13 protein-coding genes and 3 tRNA genes are annotated in these 16,126 nt (G+C 60.6%); all 16 read left to right on the forward strand.

What is annotated here, in order from left to right; genetic code table 11:
• Positions 1-12: 12 nt before the first annotated feature.
• The 16 genes from leuB to KFS80_RS07745 all read left to right on the forward strand — a co-directional run bounded on the left by leuB (position 13) and on the right by KFS80_RS07745 (position 16,067).
• Positions 13-1,095, forward strand: a complete 1,083-nt coding sequence (gene leuB, locus KFS80_RS07670) for a 3-isopropylmalate dehydrogenase (protein ID WP_212544407.1) — start codon at positions 13-15, stop codon at positions 1,093-1,095.
• A 66-nt stretch (positions 1,096-1,161) separates the two neighbouring features.
• Complete coding sequence (gene asd / locus KFS80_RS07675; protein ID WP_008083209.1) at positions 1,162-2,274, forward strand: aspartate-semialdehyde dehydrogenase; 1,113 nt, start codon at positions 1,162-1,164, stop codon at positions 2,272-2,274.
• 244 nt (positions 2,275-2,518) lie between these two features.
• Positions 2,519-3,529 carry an aspartate-semialdehyde dehydrogenase gene (locus KFS80_RS07680; protein WP_159812954.1) on the forward strand — a complete coding sequence of 337 codons (1,011 nt, stop codon included), beginning with the start codon at positions 2,519-2,521 and terminating at the stop codon, positions 3,527-3,529.
• Between the two features lie 208 nt (positions 3,530-3,737).
• Positions 3,738-6,395 (forward strand): motility hub landmark protein FimV, encoded by a 2,658-nt coding sequence (locus KFS80_RS07685; RefSeq protein ID WP_212544408.1) that lies wholly within the window; start codon positions 3,738-3,740, stop codon positions 6,393-6,395.
• 269 nt (positions 6,396-6,664) lie between these two features.
• Positions 6,665-7,489: a tRNA pseudouridine(38-40) synthase TruA gene (truA, locus tag KFS80_RS07690; protein ID WP_077571926.1), complete on the forward strand. Its 825-nt coding sequence runs from the start codon at positions 6,665-6,667 to the stop codon at positions 7,487-7,489.
• Positions 7,490-7,554: 65 nt separating this feature from the next.
• Positions 7,555-8,187: a phosphoribosylanthranilate isomerase gene (locus KFS80_RS07695; RefSeq protein ID WP_212544409.1), complete on the forward strand. Its 633-nt coding sequence runs from the start codon at positions 7,555-7,557 to the stop codon at positions 8,185-8,187.
• 200 nt (positions 8,188-8,387) lie between these two features.
• Positions 8,388-9,308, forward strand: coding sequence for an acetyl-CoA carboxylase, carboxyltransferase subunit beta (gene accD, locus KFS80_RS07700; RefSeq protein WP_008083214.1), 921 nt, complete (start codon positions 8,388-8,390; stop codon positions 9,306-9,308).
• A complete protein-coding gene (gene folC / locus KFS80_RS07705) occupies positions 9,305-10,612 on the forward strand; it encodes a bifunctional tetrahydrofolate synthase/dihydrofolate synthase (protein WP_212544410.1) in 1,308 nt (435 codons plus the stop codon). Before accD ends, folC begins: the two co-directional genes overlap by 4 nt.
• Complete coding sequence (locus tag KFS80_RS07710) at positions 10,596-11,258, forward strand: SPOR domain-containing protein (RefSeq protein ID WP_053118944.1); 663 nt, start codon at positions 10,596-10,598, stop codon at positions 11,256-11,258. The genes folC and KFS80_RS07710 overlap by 17 nt, the downstream gene beginning before the upstream one ends.
• Before the next feature lie 98 nt (positions 11,259-11,356).
• Complete coding sequence (locus KFS80_RS07715; RefSeq protein ID WP_053118946.1) at positions 11,357-11,917, forward strand: CvpA family protein; 561 nt, start codon at positions 11,357-11,359, stop codon at positions 11,915-11,917.
• 41 nt (positions 11,918-11,958) lie between these two features.
• Entirely contained in the window at positions 11,959-13,464 is a 1,506-nt protein-coding gene (gene purF, locus KFS80_RS07720; RefSeq protein WP_053118948.1) for an amidophosphoribosyltransferase, read from the forward strand.
• A gap of 73 nt (positions 13,465-13,537) precedes the next feature.
• Positions 13,538-14,749 carry an O-succinylhomoserine sulfhydrylase gene (locus tag KFS80_RS07725; RefSeq protein WP_122592464.1) on the forward strand — a complete coding sequence of 404 codons (1,212 nt, stop codon included), beginning with the start codon at positions 13,538-13,540 and terminating at the stop codon, positions 14,747-14,749.
• Positions 14,746-15,522 carry an SDR family oxidoreductase gene (locus KFS80_RS07730; protein WP_212544411.1) on the forward strand — a complete coding sequence of 259 codons (777 nt, stop codon included), beginning with the start codon at positions 14,746-14,748 and terminating at the stop codon, positions 15,520-15,522. The genes KFS80_RS07725 and KFS80_RS07730 overlap by 4 nt, the downstream gene beginning before the upstream one ends.
• Before the next feature lie 167 nt (positions 15,523-15,689).
• Positions 15,690-15,765: transfer RNA gene (locus tag KFS80_RS07735), tRNA-Val, on the forward strand.
• Between the two features lie 55 nt (positions 15,766-15,820).
• Positions 15,821-15,897, forward strand: a tRNA-Asp gene (locus KFS80_RS07740).
• 93 nt (positions 15,898-15,990) lie between these two features.
• Positions 15,991-16,067, forward strand: a tRNA-Asp gene (locus KFS80_RS07745).
• Positions 16,068-16,126: the final 59 nt, after the last annotated feature.

The raw sequence follows: 16,126 nt of genomic DNA on the forward strand, positions 1-16,126 counted from the left end.
CACGAGGATAGCATGAGCAAGCAGATTCTGATTCTCCCAGGTGACGGTATTGGTCCGGAAATCATGGCCGAAGCGGTCAAGGTGCTGGAACTGGCCAACGACAAATACAGCCTGGGCTTCGAGCTGAGCCATGACCTGATCGGTGGCGCGGCCATCGACAAGCACGGCGTGCCATTGGCCGACGAAACCCTCGACCGTGCCCGCGCTGCCGATGCCGTACTGCTGGGCGCCGTCGGTGGCCCGAAATGGGACACCATCGAACGTGATATCCGCCCTGAGCGCGGCCTGCTGAAAATCCGTGCGCAACTGGGCCTGTTCGGCAACCTGCGTCCGGCGATTCTGTACCCGCAACTGGCCGAGGCTTCGAGCCTGAAGCCGGAAATCGTTGCCGGTCTGGACATCCTCATCGTTCGCGAGCTGACCGGTGGCATCTACTTCGGCGCGCCACGCGGCACCCGTACTCTGGAAAACGGCGAGCGTCAGTCCTACGACACGCTGCCGTACAGCGAAAGCGAAATCCGCCGCATCGCCCGCGTCGGTTTCGACATGGCCATGGTGCGTAACAAGAAACTCTGCTCGGTGGACAAGGCCAACGTGCTGGCGTCCAGCCAACTGTGGCGTGAAATCGTCGAAGAAGTGGCCAAGGATTACCCGCAGGTCGAACTGAGCCACATGTACGTCGACAACGCCGCGATGCAACTGGTGCGCGCGCCGAAGCAGTTCGACGTGATCGTCACCGACAACATGTTCGGCGACATCCTGTCCGATCAGGCATCGATGCTCACCGGTTCCATCGGCATGCTGCCGTCGGCGTCGCTGGACACCAACAACAAGGGCATGTACGAGCCTTGCCACGGTTCCGCTCCGGACATCGCCGGCAAAGGTATTGCCAACCCGTTGGCGACCATTCTGTCGGTCTCGATGATGCTGCGTTACAGCTTCAATCTGCAGGATGCGGCTGATGCCATCGAAAAAGCCGTCAGCGTCGTGCTCGACCAGGGTCTGCGCACGGGCGACATCTATTCGGCCGGTTGCACCAAAGTCGGTACGCAGGAAATGGGCGACGCAGTAGTCGCCGCGCTGCGGAATCTGTAATCTCTCGGGCCCGCTGCGAAATTCAATACAAAGCAGCGGCCCACTTTTCAAGAAGGTGTAGTTGCGATGAAACGTGTAGGTCTGATCGGTTGGCGCGGAATGGTCGGTTCCGTGCTCATGCAGCGGATGCTGGAAGAGCAGGATTTCGATCTAATCGAGCCGGTGTTTTTCACCACTTCCAACGTCGGTGGCCAAGGCCCGTCCGTGGGCAAGGACATTGCTCCGCTTAAGGATGCTTACAGCATTGATGAGCTGAAGACCCTCGACGTGATTCTGACCTGCCAGGGCGGCGACTACACCAGCGAAGTGTTCCCGAAACTGCGCGAAGCGGGCTGGCAGGGTTACTGGATCGACGCAGCTTCGAGCCTGCGCATGAACGATGACGCGGTGATCATTCTTGATCCGGTGAACCGCAAGGTCATCGATCAGCAGCTCGATGCGGGCACCAAGAACTACATCGGCGGCAACTGCACTGTCAGCCTTATGCTGATGGGCTTGGGCGGTCTGTTCGAAGCCGGTCTGGTCGAGTGGATGAGCGCCATGACCTATCAGGCGGCCTCCGGTGCCGGCGCGCAGAACATGCGTGAACTGATCAAGCAAATGGGCGCGACCCACGCCGCTGTCGCTGATCAACTGGCCGATCCGGCCAGCGCGATCCTCGACATCGACCGTCGCGTTGCTGATGCCATGCGCAGCGAAGCGTACCCGACCGAAAACTTCGGCGTACCGTTGGCCGGCAGCCTGATCCCGTGGATCGACAAGGAACTGCCGAACGGCCAGAGCCGTGAAGAGTGGAAAGCTCAGGCCGAGACCAACAAGATCCTCGGTCGCTTCAAGAGCCCGATCCCGGTCGACGGCATCTGCGTGCGCATCGGCGCCATGCGTTGCCACAGCCAGGCGCTGACCATCAAGCTGAACAAAGACGTACCGATCGCAGATATCGAAGGGCTGATCAGCCAGCACAACCCTTGGGTCAAGCTGGTGCCGAACAACCGCGATATCAGCATGCAGGAGCTGAGCCCGACCAAGGTCACCGGCACCCTGAATGTGCCGGTCGGCCGTCTGCGCAAGCTGAACATGGGCTCGCAGTTCCTCGGCGCGTTCACCGTTGGCGACCAACTGCTGTGGGGCGCGGCCGAACCGCTGCGTCGCATGTTGCGTATTTTGCTCGAGCGTTGATCGCTTGAAGCAATGAAAGAGCCCGTGCCTTGAAAGAGGTGCGGGTTTTTTTATGCCGATCGTTCCCACGCTCTGCGTGGGAATGCTTCCCGGGACGCTCCGCGTCCCTTTACAAGCCGAACGCGGAGCGTCCGATGCGGCATTCCCACGCGGAGCGTGGGAACGATCCGGGTGGGCAGAAATTGCCTGTGCGCCAGTCACCCGGTAAAGTGCCGCTCCCCCCGTTTCGCCAGAGGCTCGCACCATGACCCAGACCCTAGATATTGCCGTAATCGGCGCCACCGGTACTGTCGGCGAAACCCTCGTACAGATTCTCGAAGAGCGCGACTTTCCGGTCGGCAACCTGCACCTGCTGGCCAGCAGCGAATCCGCCGGCAGCTCGGTGCTGTTCCGCAACAAAAACGTGCGCGTGCGTGAGGTCGACGAGTTCGATTTCAGCAAGGTCAAACTGGTGTTTTTCGCCGCTGGCCCGGCCATCACCCTGAGTTACGCGGCGCGCGCTCACGCTGCCGGTTGCTCGTTGATCGACTTGTCCGGCGCCTTGCCGGCCGATCAGGCGCCGCAAGTGGTGCCCGAAGCCAACGCCGCCGTACTCGCCAATCTGAAAGCGCCGTTCCAGGTCAGCAGCCCGAGCCCGTCAGCCACCACGCTCGCGGTGGTATTGACGCCGTTGCTCGATCTGATCGACCTGCAATACGTCAATGTCAGCGCCAGTCTGGCGATGTCCGCGCAAGGTCGCGAAGCGGTGACTGAGCTGGCGCGGCAAACCGCCGAGCTGCTGAACATGCGCCCGCTGGAGCCAACCTTTTTTGACCGACAGGTAGCGTTCAACCTGCTGGCTCAGGTCGGCACGCCGGACGCGAACGGGCACACGCTGCTGGAAAAACGTCTGGTGCGCGAGCTGCGCCAGGTGCTGGCGCAACCTTTATTGAAGATTTCCGCAACTTGCGTTCAAGCCCCGGTGTTTTTTGGCGATAGCTTTAGCGTGACCTTGCAGTCGAAGAAGGCCGTCGACCTGGAAAAGGTCAACGCGGCGCTCGAAGCGGCGCCGGGGATTGAGCTGGTTGAGGCCGGTGATTATCCGACTGCGGTTGGTGACGCAGTAGGGCAGGACGTGGTCTATGTCGGGCGCGTGCGCAGCGGTGTCGACGACCCGGCGGAACTTAATCTGTGGCTGACGTCAGATAACGTACGCAAAGGCGCGGCCCTTAACGCTGTGCAGGTGGCTGAATTGTTGATAAAAGACCTGCTGTAAAAGATACTTGGCAACAATTTGTCGACTGATTCTAGGTGAGCGCTATGCTTGCCCGGAGCAGTTGAAAACGTATCACCCTCCGGGACTTTCCGGGGCATCAAAGAAATGATCGCGCGCGACATCTGTCGTCGTCGCGCGCAATGCCTTACGGCAGCGACAATCAATATCTTCTCGCTGGCCGAGGAACGTTCAAACAAAGGATGAGGCTATGGTTCAAGTTCGCAAACTGGTGTTAGCAATAGCGGCCGCCTCGGCGCTGTCCTCCGGTATGGCGCATGCCCTCGGGCTCGGGGAGCTGACCCTGAAGTCGACCCTGAACCAGCCGCTGGTGGCTGAAATCGAGCTGCTCGACGTCAAGGATCTCACCGCTGCCGAAGTGGTGCCGAGCCTGGCTTCACCCGAAGATTTTGCCAAGGCCGGCGTTGATCGCCAGGCCTTCCTCAATGACCTGACGTTTACCCCGGTGCTCAACGCCAGCGGCAAAAGCGTACTGCGCGTCACGTCGAGCAAGCCGCTGTCCGAGCCGATGGTGAAATTCCTCGTGCAGGTGATGTGGCCGAACGGCCGTCTGCTGCGCGACTACAGCGTGCTGCTCGATCCGTCGAAGTTCTCGCCGCAGACGGCTGATGCCGCTGCGCAATCGGCGCCGTCGCAAACCGTCACCGCGCCAACCACTGGCGCCACGCACTCGACTCAATACACCACGACCGCCCGCGATACCTTGTGGGAAATCGCCGCGAAAGCGCGCAATGGCGGCTCGGTGCAGCAGACCATGCTGGCGATTCAGGCGCTGAACCCGGACGCCTTTATCGGTGGCAACATCAACCGCTTGAAAACCGGTCAGGTGCTGCGTCTGCCGGATTCGACACAAAGCACCGCGCTGCCACAAGCCGCCGCCATTGCAGAAGTCGCTGCGCAGAACGATGCCTGGCGCTCGGGCCGTCGTTACGCGGCCAAGCCTGGCACTGGCCAGCAGCAGCTGGATGCGACCAATCGTGGTCGTGGCAATAGCGGCGCTGCGCCAAATACCAGCGACAATCTGAGCCTGGTGTCTGCCGAAAGCGCCAAGGCGCGCGGCAAGGGCCCGGCCGGCGATGCCAAGGCGCTGAGCAACAAACTGGCGGTCACGCAGGAAAGCCTCGACACGACCCGTCGCGACAACGAGGAATTGAAGAGCCGCGTGTCCGATCTGCAAAGTCAGATGGACAAGCTGCAAAAACTGATCGAGCTGAAGAACAATCAACTGGCGAAGCTGCAGGCTGAAGGCTCGGGCGCTGCGCCAGCGACTAACGCTGCAAATCCAGCGGTTCCTGCGATCACTGCAGATTTGGCTGCGACACCGCCTGCGACTCCAGCAGAAGCTGCTGCGTCGCCAACCCCGGAATCGGCGATTGCACCGCCAGTCGATGCGCCGGTAGCGCCGACTGCCGAGCCAAAACCGGTTGTCGATGATGAGAAAACCTTCAACGAGCTGCTGACCAATCCTGTCCTGTTGGGACTGATCGGTGGCGGTGCGGTGGTTCTGTTGCTTCTGCTGTTGCTGCTGGCGCGTCGCCGCAAAGCTCAGCAGGAAGCCGAGAAACACATGCGCATGGCGCGTGCGTTGTCCGAAGAACAAGAGTTCTCCGCCGAACAGGATCTGCCGGAAAGCAGCTTCGAAGGCCTGGAAACACCAGCCGCCAGCGTCACACTCAATACCCCGGCTCCGGCGCCAACGCCTGCACCGGCAGCGGTCGTTGCGCCAGTGGTCATGGCCACGCCGATTGCGGCGCCGCTGGTTTCTCCAGCCGCCGAGCGTTCCGATGACGTCCTCGACAAGGCGCAATCGCACATCAATGCCGGTCGCCTGAATCAGGCGGCGGCGTTGCTGGAGGAGGGTGTTAGCCTCGAGCCGCAGCGCAGTGATCTGCGTCTGAAGCTGATGGAAGTCTACGGTCAGCAGGGCGATCGCGACGCGTTCGTCGCTCAGGAACGTCAACTGGTAGCCAATGGCGATAATTTCGCCAAGGTCGAAGAGCTGAAAAGCCGCTTCCCGGCCATGGCCCTTGTCGCTGCCGGTGGCTTGGCCGCTGCTGCAGTGGCTGCCGAATTGGACGCGCAATACGTCAAAGATTTGCTGCTGGATGAGCCGGAAGCACCTGCTGCTGCCCCGGCACCGGCGGAAGATGATCTCGACAGCGCGTTTGACCTGAGCCTGGACGATCTCGACAACATCACGCCGATCGAGCCTGCGCCTGTTGTTGAGCCGCAAGCGCCGGAAGCACTGGCCGAACTCGACGAATTCCCGGCGGATGACGATCTGAGCTTTGAATCGGTGCTGCAACAGCAGACCGACATCAAAGAAAACCTCGACGACCTGTCGGACTTCGATCTGGATCTGGATCTCGGCGCCGAACCGTCGCCAGCCACTCTGGCCGAAGACGACTTCCTGCTGGATCTGGACGATGGCGTGAAAGACCTGTCGCCGGTTGAGCCGCCCGTCGTGGCTGACGTACCGCAGGACGATCTGGAATTGCCGGCCGATTTTGATCTGTCGCTGGCGGACGAGATGGACTCCAATCCACCGGCCGAGCCTGATGCGTTCGCGGCGGAGCTGGATGACGTCAACGCTGAACTGGATCGTCTGTCGCAGAACATCGCCGAGCCGACGTTTACTGAGGCGGATGCGGCGCTGGACGCTGATTTGGGCGAAGACGATTTCGACTTCCTCTCCGGCACCGACGAAGCGGCGACCAAACTTGATCTGGCTCAGGCCTACATCGACATGGGCGACAGCGACGGCGCGCGCGACATCCTCAACGAAGTGTTGACCGAGGGTGACGAGAAGCAGCGGGGCGAGGCCAAGGACATGCTTTCGAGCTTGTAATCAGTCCAGCGGTAAACGAAACGGCAGCCCATAGAGGCTGCCGTTTTTGTTTGTGCGGGTTTCACTGGTGCCTGATCCTCCGCTTTCGCGAGCAAGCCCGCTCCCACATTTGGAATGCATTCCCCTGTGGGAGCGGGCTTGCTCGCGAAGGCATTGTTACAGGCGACAGAGAACCTCTGGTATCCCTGATCCACAGCCTTATAATGCCCGCCTTTGCAAAAACAGCAGGCTGTCCCACCTTGGCAAACATAGATAACCCGGTCGCCGAAATGGCCCCCGACGGCTTTTACCGCGTTGCGCTGGGCGTAGAATACAAAGGCTCGCGCTACAGCGGCTGGCAGCGCCAGTTGACGGGTGTGGCCACGGTGCAGGAAGAGCTCGAAAAAGCCCTGTCGAAAGTCGCCAACTCGCCAGTCTCCTTGCAGTGCGCCGGGCGTACCGACGCCGGCGTGCATGCTTGCGGGCAAGTGGTACATTTCGATACCACGGTCGATCGTTCGCTGAAAGCCTGGGTCATGGGCGCCAACATCAATCTGCCCCACGACATCAGCGTCAGTTGGGCGCGGGTGATGCCGGCGCATTTCCACGCGCGGTTCAAAGCCATCGCCCGGCGTTATCGCTACGTGATTTACAACGATCAGATCCGTCCGGCGCACCTCAACGAAGAAATCACCTGGAACCATCGTCCGCTCGACGTCGAGCGCATGGCCGAGGCCGCGCAGCACTTGATCGGCACCCATGATTTCAGCGCGTTTCGTGCCGGTCAGTGCCAGGCCAAGTCGCCGATCAAGAAGATGCATCACCTGCGCGTCACCCGCCACGGCAAGATGATCGTCCTCGACATCCGCGCCAACGCCTTCCTGCATCACATGGTGCGCAACATCGCTGGCGTCCTGATGACCATCGGTGCGGGCGAGCGGCCGGTCGAGTGGATGAAGGAAGTGCTGGAAAGCCGTGAGCGCCGCTCCGGTGGGGTGACAGCGCATCCGTACGGCCTGTATCTGGTGCAGGTCGAGTACCACGATGAATTCCCGTTGCCCGAGCGTTTTATCGGGCCACATTTCCTTACGGGATTCTCGGAACTTGACGGCTGACGCCCTCGAACGCTTTTGTTACCATCCGGGACTTTCCCGGATTTTGCCTTGGAGTTTTTCTCGACATGTCAGCCGTTCGCAGCAAGATCTGCGGGATTACCCGCATAGAAGATGCGCTGGCCGCCGTCGAGGCCGGGGCGGATGCGATCGGATTCGTGTTTTACGCCAAGAGCCCGCGCGCAGTGTCCGTGCAGCAGGCGCGGGCGATCATCCAGGCGTTGCCGCCGTTCGTGACCACCGTAGGCCTGTTCGTTAATGCCAGCCGCTGCGAGCTGGGGGAAATCCTCGATGCGGTGCCGCTGGATCTGCTGCAGTTCCACGGTGATGAAGTCGCTGAAGACTGTGAAGGCTGGCATCGCCCGTACATCAAAGCGTTGCGGGTCAAGGCTGGCGACGACATCGCTGCAGCTGTAGATGCCTACCCAAGCGCCAGCGGTGTGTTGCTCGACACCTATGTTGAAGGCGTGCCTGGCGGAACCGGCGAGGCGTTCGACTGGTCTTTGATTCCGCAAGGTTTGAGCAAGCCGTTGATTCTGGCCGGCGGCCTGACCCCGGAAAACGTCGCGGGCGCCGTGGCCCAGGTAAAACCCTACGCCGTAGACGTCAGCGGCGGGGTAGAGGCGAGCAAGGGCATCAAGGATCACGCAAAGATCCGCGCATTTATCCAAGCAGTGCGCAGCAATACATCGTCGATGTGACGGCTGGCAGTCTGCCGCCGTCCATCAATGCACTTGCACAAAGCAAGCGTGGCTGAGGGTTGTCCGGATTGCACGCAGGTCATGTTTCGCGCTGACCGTGGCGGTTCACCAACCATCGCCGCACACATGAATTTAGCTCAAGGGCATACGCGGGGTTGCGAATCGAAAGGTTCGGGCCGCCGGTACTGGAGAAAGAAAGCATGAGCAACTGGTTAGTAGACAAACTGATCCCTTCGATCATGCGTTCCGAGGTCAAGAAGAGCTCGGTGCCTGAAGGTCTGTGGCACAAATGCCCGTCTTGCGAGGCTGTGCTGTATCGTCCGGAGCTGGAAAAGACCCTGGACGTTTGCCCCAAGTGCAACCACCACATGCGCATCGGCGCACGTGCGCGCATCGACATCTTCCTCGATGCCGAAGGTCGCAACGAACTGGGCGCCGATCTGGAGCCGGTTGACCGTCTGAAATTCCGCGACGGCAAGAAGTACAAGGATCGCTTGGTCGCTGCACAAAAGCAGACCGGCGAGAAAGACGCGCTGATCTCGGTCAGCGGCACCCTGCTGGGCATGCCGGTGGTGGTTTCGGCGTTCGAATTCAGCTTCATGGGCGGTTCCATGGGTGCCATCGTTGGTGAGCGGTTTGTCCGCGCTGCCAACTACGCGCTGGAAAACCGTTGCCCGATGATCTGCTTCGCCGCTTCCGGCGGTGCGCGCATGCAGGAAGCACTGATCTCGCTGATGCAGATGGCCAAGACCTCGGCTGTGCTGGCGCGTCTGCGTGAAGAAGGCATTCCGTTCATCTCCGTGCTGACCGACCCGGTCTACGGCGGTGTTTCCGCGAGTCTGGCGATGCTCGGCGACGTGATCGTCGGTGAGCCGAAAGCCCTGATCGGTTTTGCCGGCCCGCGCGTTATCGAACAAACCGTGCGTGAAAAACTGCCGGAAGGCTTCCAGCGCAGCGAATTCCTGCTGGAACACGGCGCGATCGACATGATCATCCACCGTCAGGAACTGCGCCCGCGTCTGGGTAACCTGCTGGCACAAATGACTGGCAAGCCGACGCCGAAATTCGTCGCCGCGCCAATCGAGCCGATCGTGGTTCCACCGGTACCTGCTGGCCTATGACCGAGCGCACCCTTGGCGAATGGCTCGCCTACCTTGAGCAGTTGCATCCGTCGGCCATCGACATGGGTCTGGAGCGTTCGCAACAGGTAGCGTCCCGCATGGGGCTGGGCCAGCCGGCGCCTCGGGTGATTACGGTCACCGGCACCAACGGCAAAGGTTCGACCTGCGCATTCGTGGGTTCATTGCTGCGTGCGCAGGGCCTGAGCGTGGGTGTCTACAATTCTCCGCACCTGCTGCGTTACAACGAGCGGGTGCAGCTCAATGGCGTCGAAGCCACTGACGCACAGCTGTGCGAAGCCTTTGCTGCGGTCGAGGCCGGGCGCGGCGACACTTCCCTGACCTACTTCGAAATGGGCACCCTCGCGGCGTTCTGGCTGTTTCAACAGGCAAAACTCGACGCTGTGGTGCTGGAAGTAGGGCTGGGCGGGCGTCTGGATACGGTCAACATAGTCGATGCCGACATCGCGCTGGTCACCAGCATTGGCGTTGATCACGCCGATTATCTGGGCGACACGCGTGAATCCGTGGCTTTCGAGAAGGCCGGGATTTTCCGTCAGGGCAAACCTGCCTTGTGTGGCGATCTGAATCCTCCGCAACCGTTGCTCGACAAGGCGCGCGAACTGGCCTGTCCGTTCTTCCTGCGCGGGCGTGATTTCGATCTCGGTATCACCGATCAGCACTGGCAGTGGCGCGGTACCGATGCGCAGGGTCAGGCTGTCGAATTGCACGACTTGCCGCTGCTCGATCTGCCGATGGAGAACGCCGCGCTGGCGTTGCAGGCTTATCTGTTGCTCGGTTTGCCTTGGCATGCCGAGCAGATCATTGCCGCCTTGCAGGCGACTCGCGTGGTCGGGCGTCTGGATCGCCGTTCGTTCGAGTGGAACGGCAAACGCCTCAATGTGTTGCTGGATGTGGGGCATAACCCGCACGCGGCCGAGTATCTGGCCCGTCGGCTGGCCTCGCGGCCACCGGTCGGCAAGCGTCTGGCAGTGTTCGGTTTGTTGGCCGACAAGGATCTGGATGGTGTTGTCGGCGAATTGAATGCTAGTGTCGAGCATTGGGCCGTTGCGCCGCTGGATTCGCCGCGCGCACGTCCGGTGGCTGAATTAAACGCGGCATTGCAGAACCTTGGTGCGTCGGTCACGTCTTACGACAGTGTCGCCGCCGCCCTGGACGGTCAATGCGCAGTGGCGACAAGCGACGACGAGATTCTGTTGTTCGGATCATTTTATTGTGTCGCCGAGGCCCTTGAATGGTTGGCCCGGCGCTCCACGGAGGAAGCGGCAAATGGCTTTGCTGGATAAAGCGTACAAGCAGCGCATGGTTGGCGCTCTGGTGCTGGTGGCGTTGGCGGTGATTTTCCTGCCGATGCTGTTTTCGCGTCAGGACGAACAGCGTCAGGTTGTCGTGGAAGCGCCAGCTGCCCCGCAAGCCCCGGCCGTGCCGCAAGTGCAGGTCGAGCCCGTCGCCGTGCCTGAGCCGCAAGCCTTGCCGCAAGAGCCTGTGCCGACGGACGAAGAGGTCGCCGAGCAAGAAGCACCTTCGGCACCGATCGCCGCCGCACCGGTAGTGCCAGCGCAGATCGTCAAACCGACAACGCCGCCGCCAACCTCAAAACCGATTCCTGCGCCTGCTCAGCCGATTACTGCCGGCCCGAGCGCCGCAGCGAGCAAGCCGGACACCACGCAAAGTCGCGTCGATGCCAACGGTCTGTCGGTGAGCTGGTCGGTGCAACTGGCTAGCCTGTCGAGCCGTGCCAGCGCCGAAAGCCTGCAGAAAACCCTGCGCAGCCAGGGTTATAACGCCTATATCCGTACGGCCGATGGCAAGAATCGGGTGTTTGTCGGCCCGCTGATCGAGCGCGCTGAAGCCGATCGTTTGCGTGATCTTTTGAGCCGTCAGCAGAACCTCAAGGGTTTCGTCGTGCGCTTCCAGCCTGAGCGCGGTTAAAAACTATCGCCTCGATTGAAATGCACTGACAATCGCAGCTTACCGAGAGGCATGCGCTCTGCTAAAATGCGCCGCCTTATCCGTCTGTAGGCTGCACTGTGCCATTTACCTGGGTTGACTGGGCGATCGTTGCAATTATCGCCATCTCCGCTTTGATCAGTTTGAGCCGCGGCTTCGTCAAAGAAGCATTATCGCTGGTGACCTGGATCATCGCAGGAGTCGTCGCCTGGATGTTCGGTGGTTCATTGTCCGAGTACCTCGCCGGATACATCGAAACCCCATCGGCTCGCGTGATCGCAGGCTGTGCCATCATGTTTGTCGCCACACTGATCGTGGGCGCAATGATCAATTATCTTATCGGCGAGTTGGTACGCGTCACCGGGTTGTCCGGGACCGATCGATTCCTCGGCATGGCCTTCGGCGCAGCGCGTGGCGTGTTGCTGGTGGTTGTGGCGATCGGGCTGTTGAGCCTGGGCCCGGTACAGCAGGACGGGTGGTGGAAAGAATCCCAACTCGTTCCCAAGTTTCTATTGGTCGCCGACTGGTCCAAAAACCTGATCCTCGGGTGGAGCAGTCAGTGGCTTGCCAGCGGAATCAGCGTACCCGCTGATATTCCGTTCAAGGAGCAACTCTTGCCGTCGGCGAAAACGCCTCAGTGAGTGTTGTTCAGTTCAGATCCATTAAGTAGGGGTTGCGTCGCATGTGTGGCATCGTCGGTATCGTCGGTAAGTCGAACGTCAATCAGGCGCTGTATGACGCGCTAACCGTGCTCCAGCACCGCGGCCAGGACGCTGCCGGTATCGTGACCAGCCATGATGGCCGGTTGTTCCTGCGCAAGGACAATGGCCTGGTGCGTGACGTGTTTCAACAGCGTCACATGCAGCGTCTGGTCGGCCACATGGGGATCGGCCACGTCCGTTACCCGACCGCGGGCAGCTCGACTTCGGCCGAAGCCCAGCCGTTTTACGTCAACTCGCCTTACGGCATCACCCTGGCGCATAACGGTAACCTGACCAACGTTGAACAGTTGGCCAAAGAGATCTACGAATCCGATCTGCGTCACGTCAACACCAGTTCCGACTCGGAAGTGCTGCTGAACGTGTTCGCTCACGAGCTGGCCCAGCGCGGCAAGCTGCAACCGACCGAAGAAGACGTGTTTGCCGCCGTGACCGACGTGCACAACCGTTGCGTTGGCGGTTACGCGGTGGTCGCGATGATCACCGGTTACGGCATCGTCGGTTTCCGTGATCCGCACGGCATCCGCCCGATCGTGTTCGGCCAGCGTCACACCGACGAAGGCGTCGAGTACATGATCGCCTCGGAAAGCGTTTCCCTGGACGTGCTCGGTTTCACCCTGATTCGCGACCTGGCGCCGGGCGAAGCGGTCTACATCACTGAAGAGGGCAAGCTGCACACCCGTCAGTGCGCGACCAATCCTTCGCTGACCCCATGCATCTTCGAGCACGTTTATCTGGCGCGTCCGGATTCGATCATCGACGGCGTGTCGGTGTACAAGGCTCGTCTGCGCATGGGTGAGAAACTCGCCGAGAAGATTCTGCGCGAGCGTCCAGAGCACGACATCGACGTGGTTATCCCGATTCCGGACACCAGCCGTACTGCGGCACTGGAGCTGGCGAACCACCTGGGCGTGAAATTCCGCGAAGGCTTCGTCAAGAACCGTTACATCGGCCGTACCTTCATCATGCCGGGCCAGGCAGCGCGCAAGAAGTCGGTGCGCCAGAAGCTCAACGCCATTGAGCTGGAATTCCGCGGCAAGAACGTGATGCTGGTCGACGACTCGATCGTGCGCGGCACCACGTGCAAACAGATCATCCAGATGGCCCGCGAAGCCGGCGCGAAAAACGTCTACTTCTGCTCGGCTGCTCCGGCGGTGCGCTTCCCGAACGTCTACGGCATCGACATGCCAAGCGCTCACGAGTTGATTGCACACAACCGTTCGACCCAGGACGTGGCGGATCTGATCGGCGCTGACTGGCTGATCTATCAGGACTTGCCTGACTTGATCGAAGCGGTCGGTGGCGGCAAGATCAAGATCGAGAGCTTCGATTGCGCGGTGTTCGACGGCAAATATGTTACCGGCGACGTCGATGAGGCGTATCTGGACAAGATCGAGCAGGCGCGTAACGACTCCTCGAAGATCAAGACCCAAGCGGTCAGTGCGATCATCGATCTGTACAACAACTGAGTTTCTACCGGCCCTGAGGGGCCGGTTTTGTATCTGACTTTCTATTTTCGAGAACAGCGCAAGGAGTGACAGCATGAGTCAGGAATGGGATGCCGGTCGGCTGGACAGCGACCTTGAAGGCGTAGCGTTCGATACCCTGGCCGTACGTGCCGGTCAGCACCGTACGCCGGAAGGTGAGCACGGTGATCCGATGTTCTTCACCTCCAGCTACGTGTTCCGCACTGCCGCCGACGCGGCCGCGCGCTTTGCCGGCGAAGTGCCGGGCAACGTTTACTCGCGTTACACCAACCCGACCGTGCGCGCGTTCGAAGAGCGCATTGCCGCGCTGGAAGGCGCCGAGCAGGCCGTTGCCACCGCAACCGGCATGGCCGCGATTCTGGCGGTGGTGATGAGCCTGTGCAGTGCTGGCGATCACGTGCTGGTCTCGCGCAGCGTGTTCGGTTCGACCATCAGTCTGTTCGAGAAGTACTTCAAGCGTTTCGGCGTGGAAGTCGACTATGTGCCACTGGCCGACCTGTCGGGTTGGGATGCGGCAATCAAGTCGAACACCAAATTGCTCTTCGTCGAGTCGCCGTCCAATCCTCTGGCTGAGCTGGTCGATATCGCCGCGCTGGCAGAAATCGCGCACGCCAAAGGCGCGATGCTGGTGGTCGACAACTGCTTCTGCACGCCAGCCTTGCAGCAGCCGCTGAAAATGGGTGCGGACATCGTTGTGCACTCGGCAACCAAGTTCATCGACGGCCAAGGCCGTTGCATGGGCGGCGTGGTCGCCGGTCGCAGCGAGCAGATGAAAGAAATCGTTGGTTTCCTGCGCACTGCCGGGCCGACCCTGAGCCCGTTCAATGCGTGGATCTTCCTCAAGGGTCTGGAAACCCTCAACCTGCGGATGAAGGCGCACTGCGCGAATGCCCAAGAGCTGGCTGAATGGCTGGAGCAGCAGGACGGTATCGAGAAGGTCCATTACGCCGGTCTCAAGAGCCATCCGCAGCATGAATTGGCCCAGCGTCAGCAGAAAGGCTTCGGTGCGGTGGTGAGTTTTGAAGTGAAGGGCGGCAAAGAGGGTGCGTGGCGCTTTATCGATGCAACTCGACTGATTTCGATCACCGCCAACCTCGGCGACAGCAAAACCACGATCACCCACCCAAGCACCACTTCTCACGGCCGCTTGGCGCCGCAAGAACGTGAAGCGGCGGGCATTCGTGACAGCCTGATCCGCATTGCGGTCGGTCTGGAAGACGTGGCGGATCTGCAAGCCGATCTGGCGCGCGGTCTGGCAGCGCTGTGATCGAGTTGTCGACCCCGAAAACCGGTACTCATGGCCGCGTTGCGCTGGTCACGGGTGCCGCGCGCGGTATCGGTCTGGGGATTGCGGCGTGGCTGATCAGCGAAGGCTGGCAAGTGGTGCTGACGGATCTGGATCGTGCGCGCGGTTCGAAAGTGGCTAAGGTGCTGGGCGAAAGTGCCTGGTTTATCGCCATGGACGTTGCCGACGAAGCTCAGGTCGCGCTCGGTGTGGCTGAAGTGTTGGGGCAGTTTGGTCGTCTCGATGCTTTGGTGTGCAATGCGGCCGTGGCTGATCCGCACAACATCACCCTGGAAAGCCTCGATCTGGCCTACTGGAATCGTGTGTTGGCGGTGAACCTCAGTGGGCCGATGTTGCTGGCCAAGCACTGCGCGCCGTATCTGCGCGCTCACAACGGTTCGATCGTCAATCTGGCTTCGACCCGTGCGCGGCAATCGGAAGCCGACTCTGAGGCGTACGCGGCGAGCAAGGGTGGGTTGTTGGCGCTGACGCATGCGTTGGCGATCAGTCTGGGGCCGGAGATTCGTGTTGACGCGGTCAGCCCGGGCTGGATCGATGCGCGCGATCCTTCTGCGCGTCGGGCGGAGCCTTTGGCTGATGCTGATCATGCTCAGCATCCGGCGGGCAGGGTAGGGACGGTCGAAGACGTGGCGGCGATGGTTGCGTGGTTGCTGTCAAGGAATGCCGGGTTTGTCACCGGGCAGGAATTCGTCGTCGATGGCGGTATGACCAAGAAGATGATTTACACAGAGTAAGAAGCGAAGCCGCGAACGTGTAGGAGTGAGCCTGCTCGCGATAGCAGTTTCATGGATGTTACTTTCTCAGGGATTGAAGCAATTTCGTCTTTTTTAGAAAAACTTCAATCCTGCTATTGACTTAGGTTCGCTACCTGCGTAAATTTCGCGGCCTCGGAGATGCAAACGGGTGATTAGCTCAGCTGGGAGAGCGTCTGCCTTACAAGCAGAATGTCGGCGGTTCGATCCCGTCATCACCCACCACTCCCGAGAAACTTGCGTAAGCAAGAACGTAGGCTGAAAGTGCCTGCACCGACGCGCAGCGGTAGTTCAGTCGGTTAGAATACCGGCCTGTCACGCCGGGGGTCGCGGGTTCGAGTCCCGTCCGCTGCGCCATATTGTACAAATCAGACTTGTCTGGTTTGCGATTGAAAAGCACCGAAGCTTTCAATCAAAACGAGTTACTTGAGCGCGAGCTCAAAGCGATACGCAGCGGTAGTTCAGTCGGTTAGAATACCGGCCTGTCACGCCGGGGGTCGCGGGTTCGAGTCCCGTCCGCTGCGCCATATCTGCTTCAAGGATCACTGAACGCCTTGAAGCACCGAAAGCAACCGTTGGTTGATTC

The organism is Pseudomonas rustica (assembly GCF_018336155.1).
Lineage (GTDB): Bacteria > Pseudomonadota > Gammaproteobacteria > Pseudomonadales > Pseudomonadaceae > Aquipseudomonas > Aquipseudomonas rustica.

Bases quoted from the DNA above. Each gene is read 5' to 3' on its own strand.
- KFS80_RS07710 (WP_053118944.1), top strand. From the start codon at position 10,596: ATGGCTTTGCTGGATAAAGCGTACAAGCAGCGCATGGTTGGCGCTCTG.
- leuB (WP_212544407.1), top strand. From the start codon at position 13: ATGAGCAAGCAGATTCTGATTCTCCCAGGTGACGGTATTGGTCCGGAA.
- asd (WP_008083209.1), top strand. From the start codon at position 1,162: ATGAAACGTGTAGGTCTGATCGGTTGGCGCGGAATGGTCGGTTCCGTG.
- truA (WP_077571926.1), top strand. From the start codon at position 6,665: ATGGCCCCCGACGGCTTTTACCGCGTTGCGCTGGGCGTAGAATACAAA.
- folC (WP_212544410.1), top strand. From the start codon at position 9,305: ATGACCGAGCGCACCCTTGGCGAATGGCTCGCCTACCTTGAGCAGTTG.
- KFS80_RS07685 (WP_212544408.1), top strand. From the start codon at position 3,738: ATGGTTCAAGTTCGCAAACTGGTGTTAGCAATAGCGGCCGCCTCGGCG.
- KFS80_RS07695 (WP_212544409.1), top strand. From the start codon at position 7,555: ATGTCAGCCGTTCGCAGCAAGATCTGCGGGATTACCCGCATAGAAGAT.
- accD (WP_008083214.1), top strand. From the start codon at position 8,388: ATGAGCAACTGGTTAGTAGACAAACTGATCCCTTCGATCATGCGTTCC.
- KFS80_RS07725 (WP_122592464.1), top strand. From the start codon at position 13,538: ATGAGTCAGGAATGGGATGCCGGTCGGCTGGACAGCGACCTTGAAGGC.
- KFS80_RS07680 (WP_159812954.1), top strand. From the start codon at position 2,519: ATGACCCAGACCCTAGATATTGCCGTAATCGGCGCCACCGGTACTGTC.
- purF (WP_053118948.1), top strand. From the start codon at position 11,959: ATGTGTGGCATCGTCGGTATCGTCGGTAAGTCGAACGTCAATCAGGCG.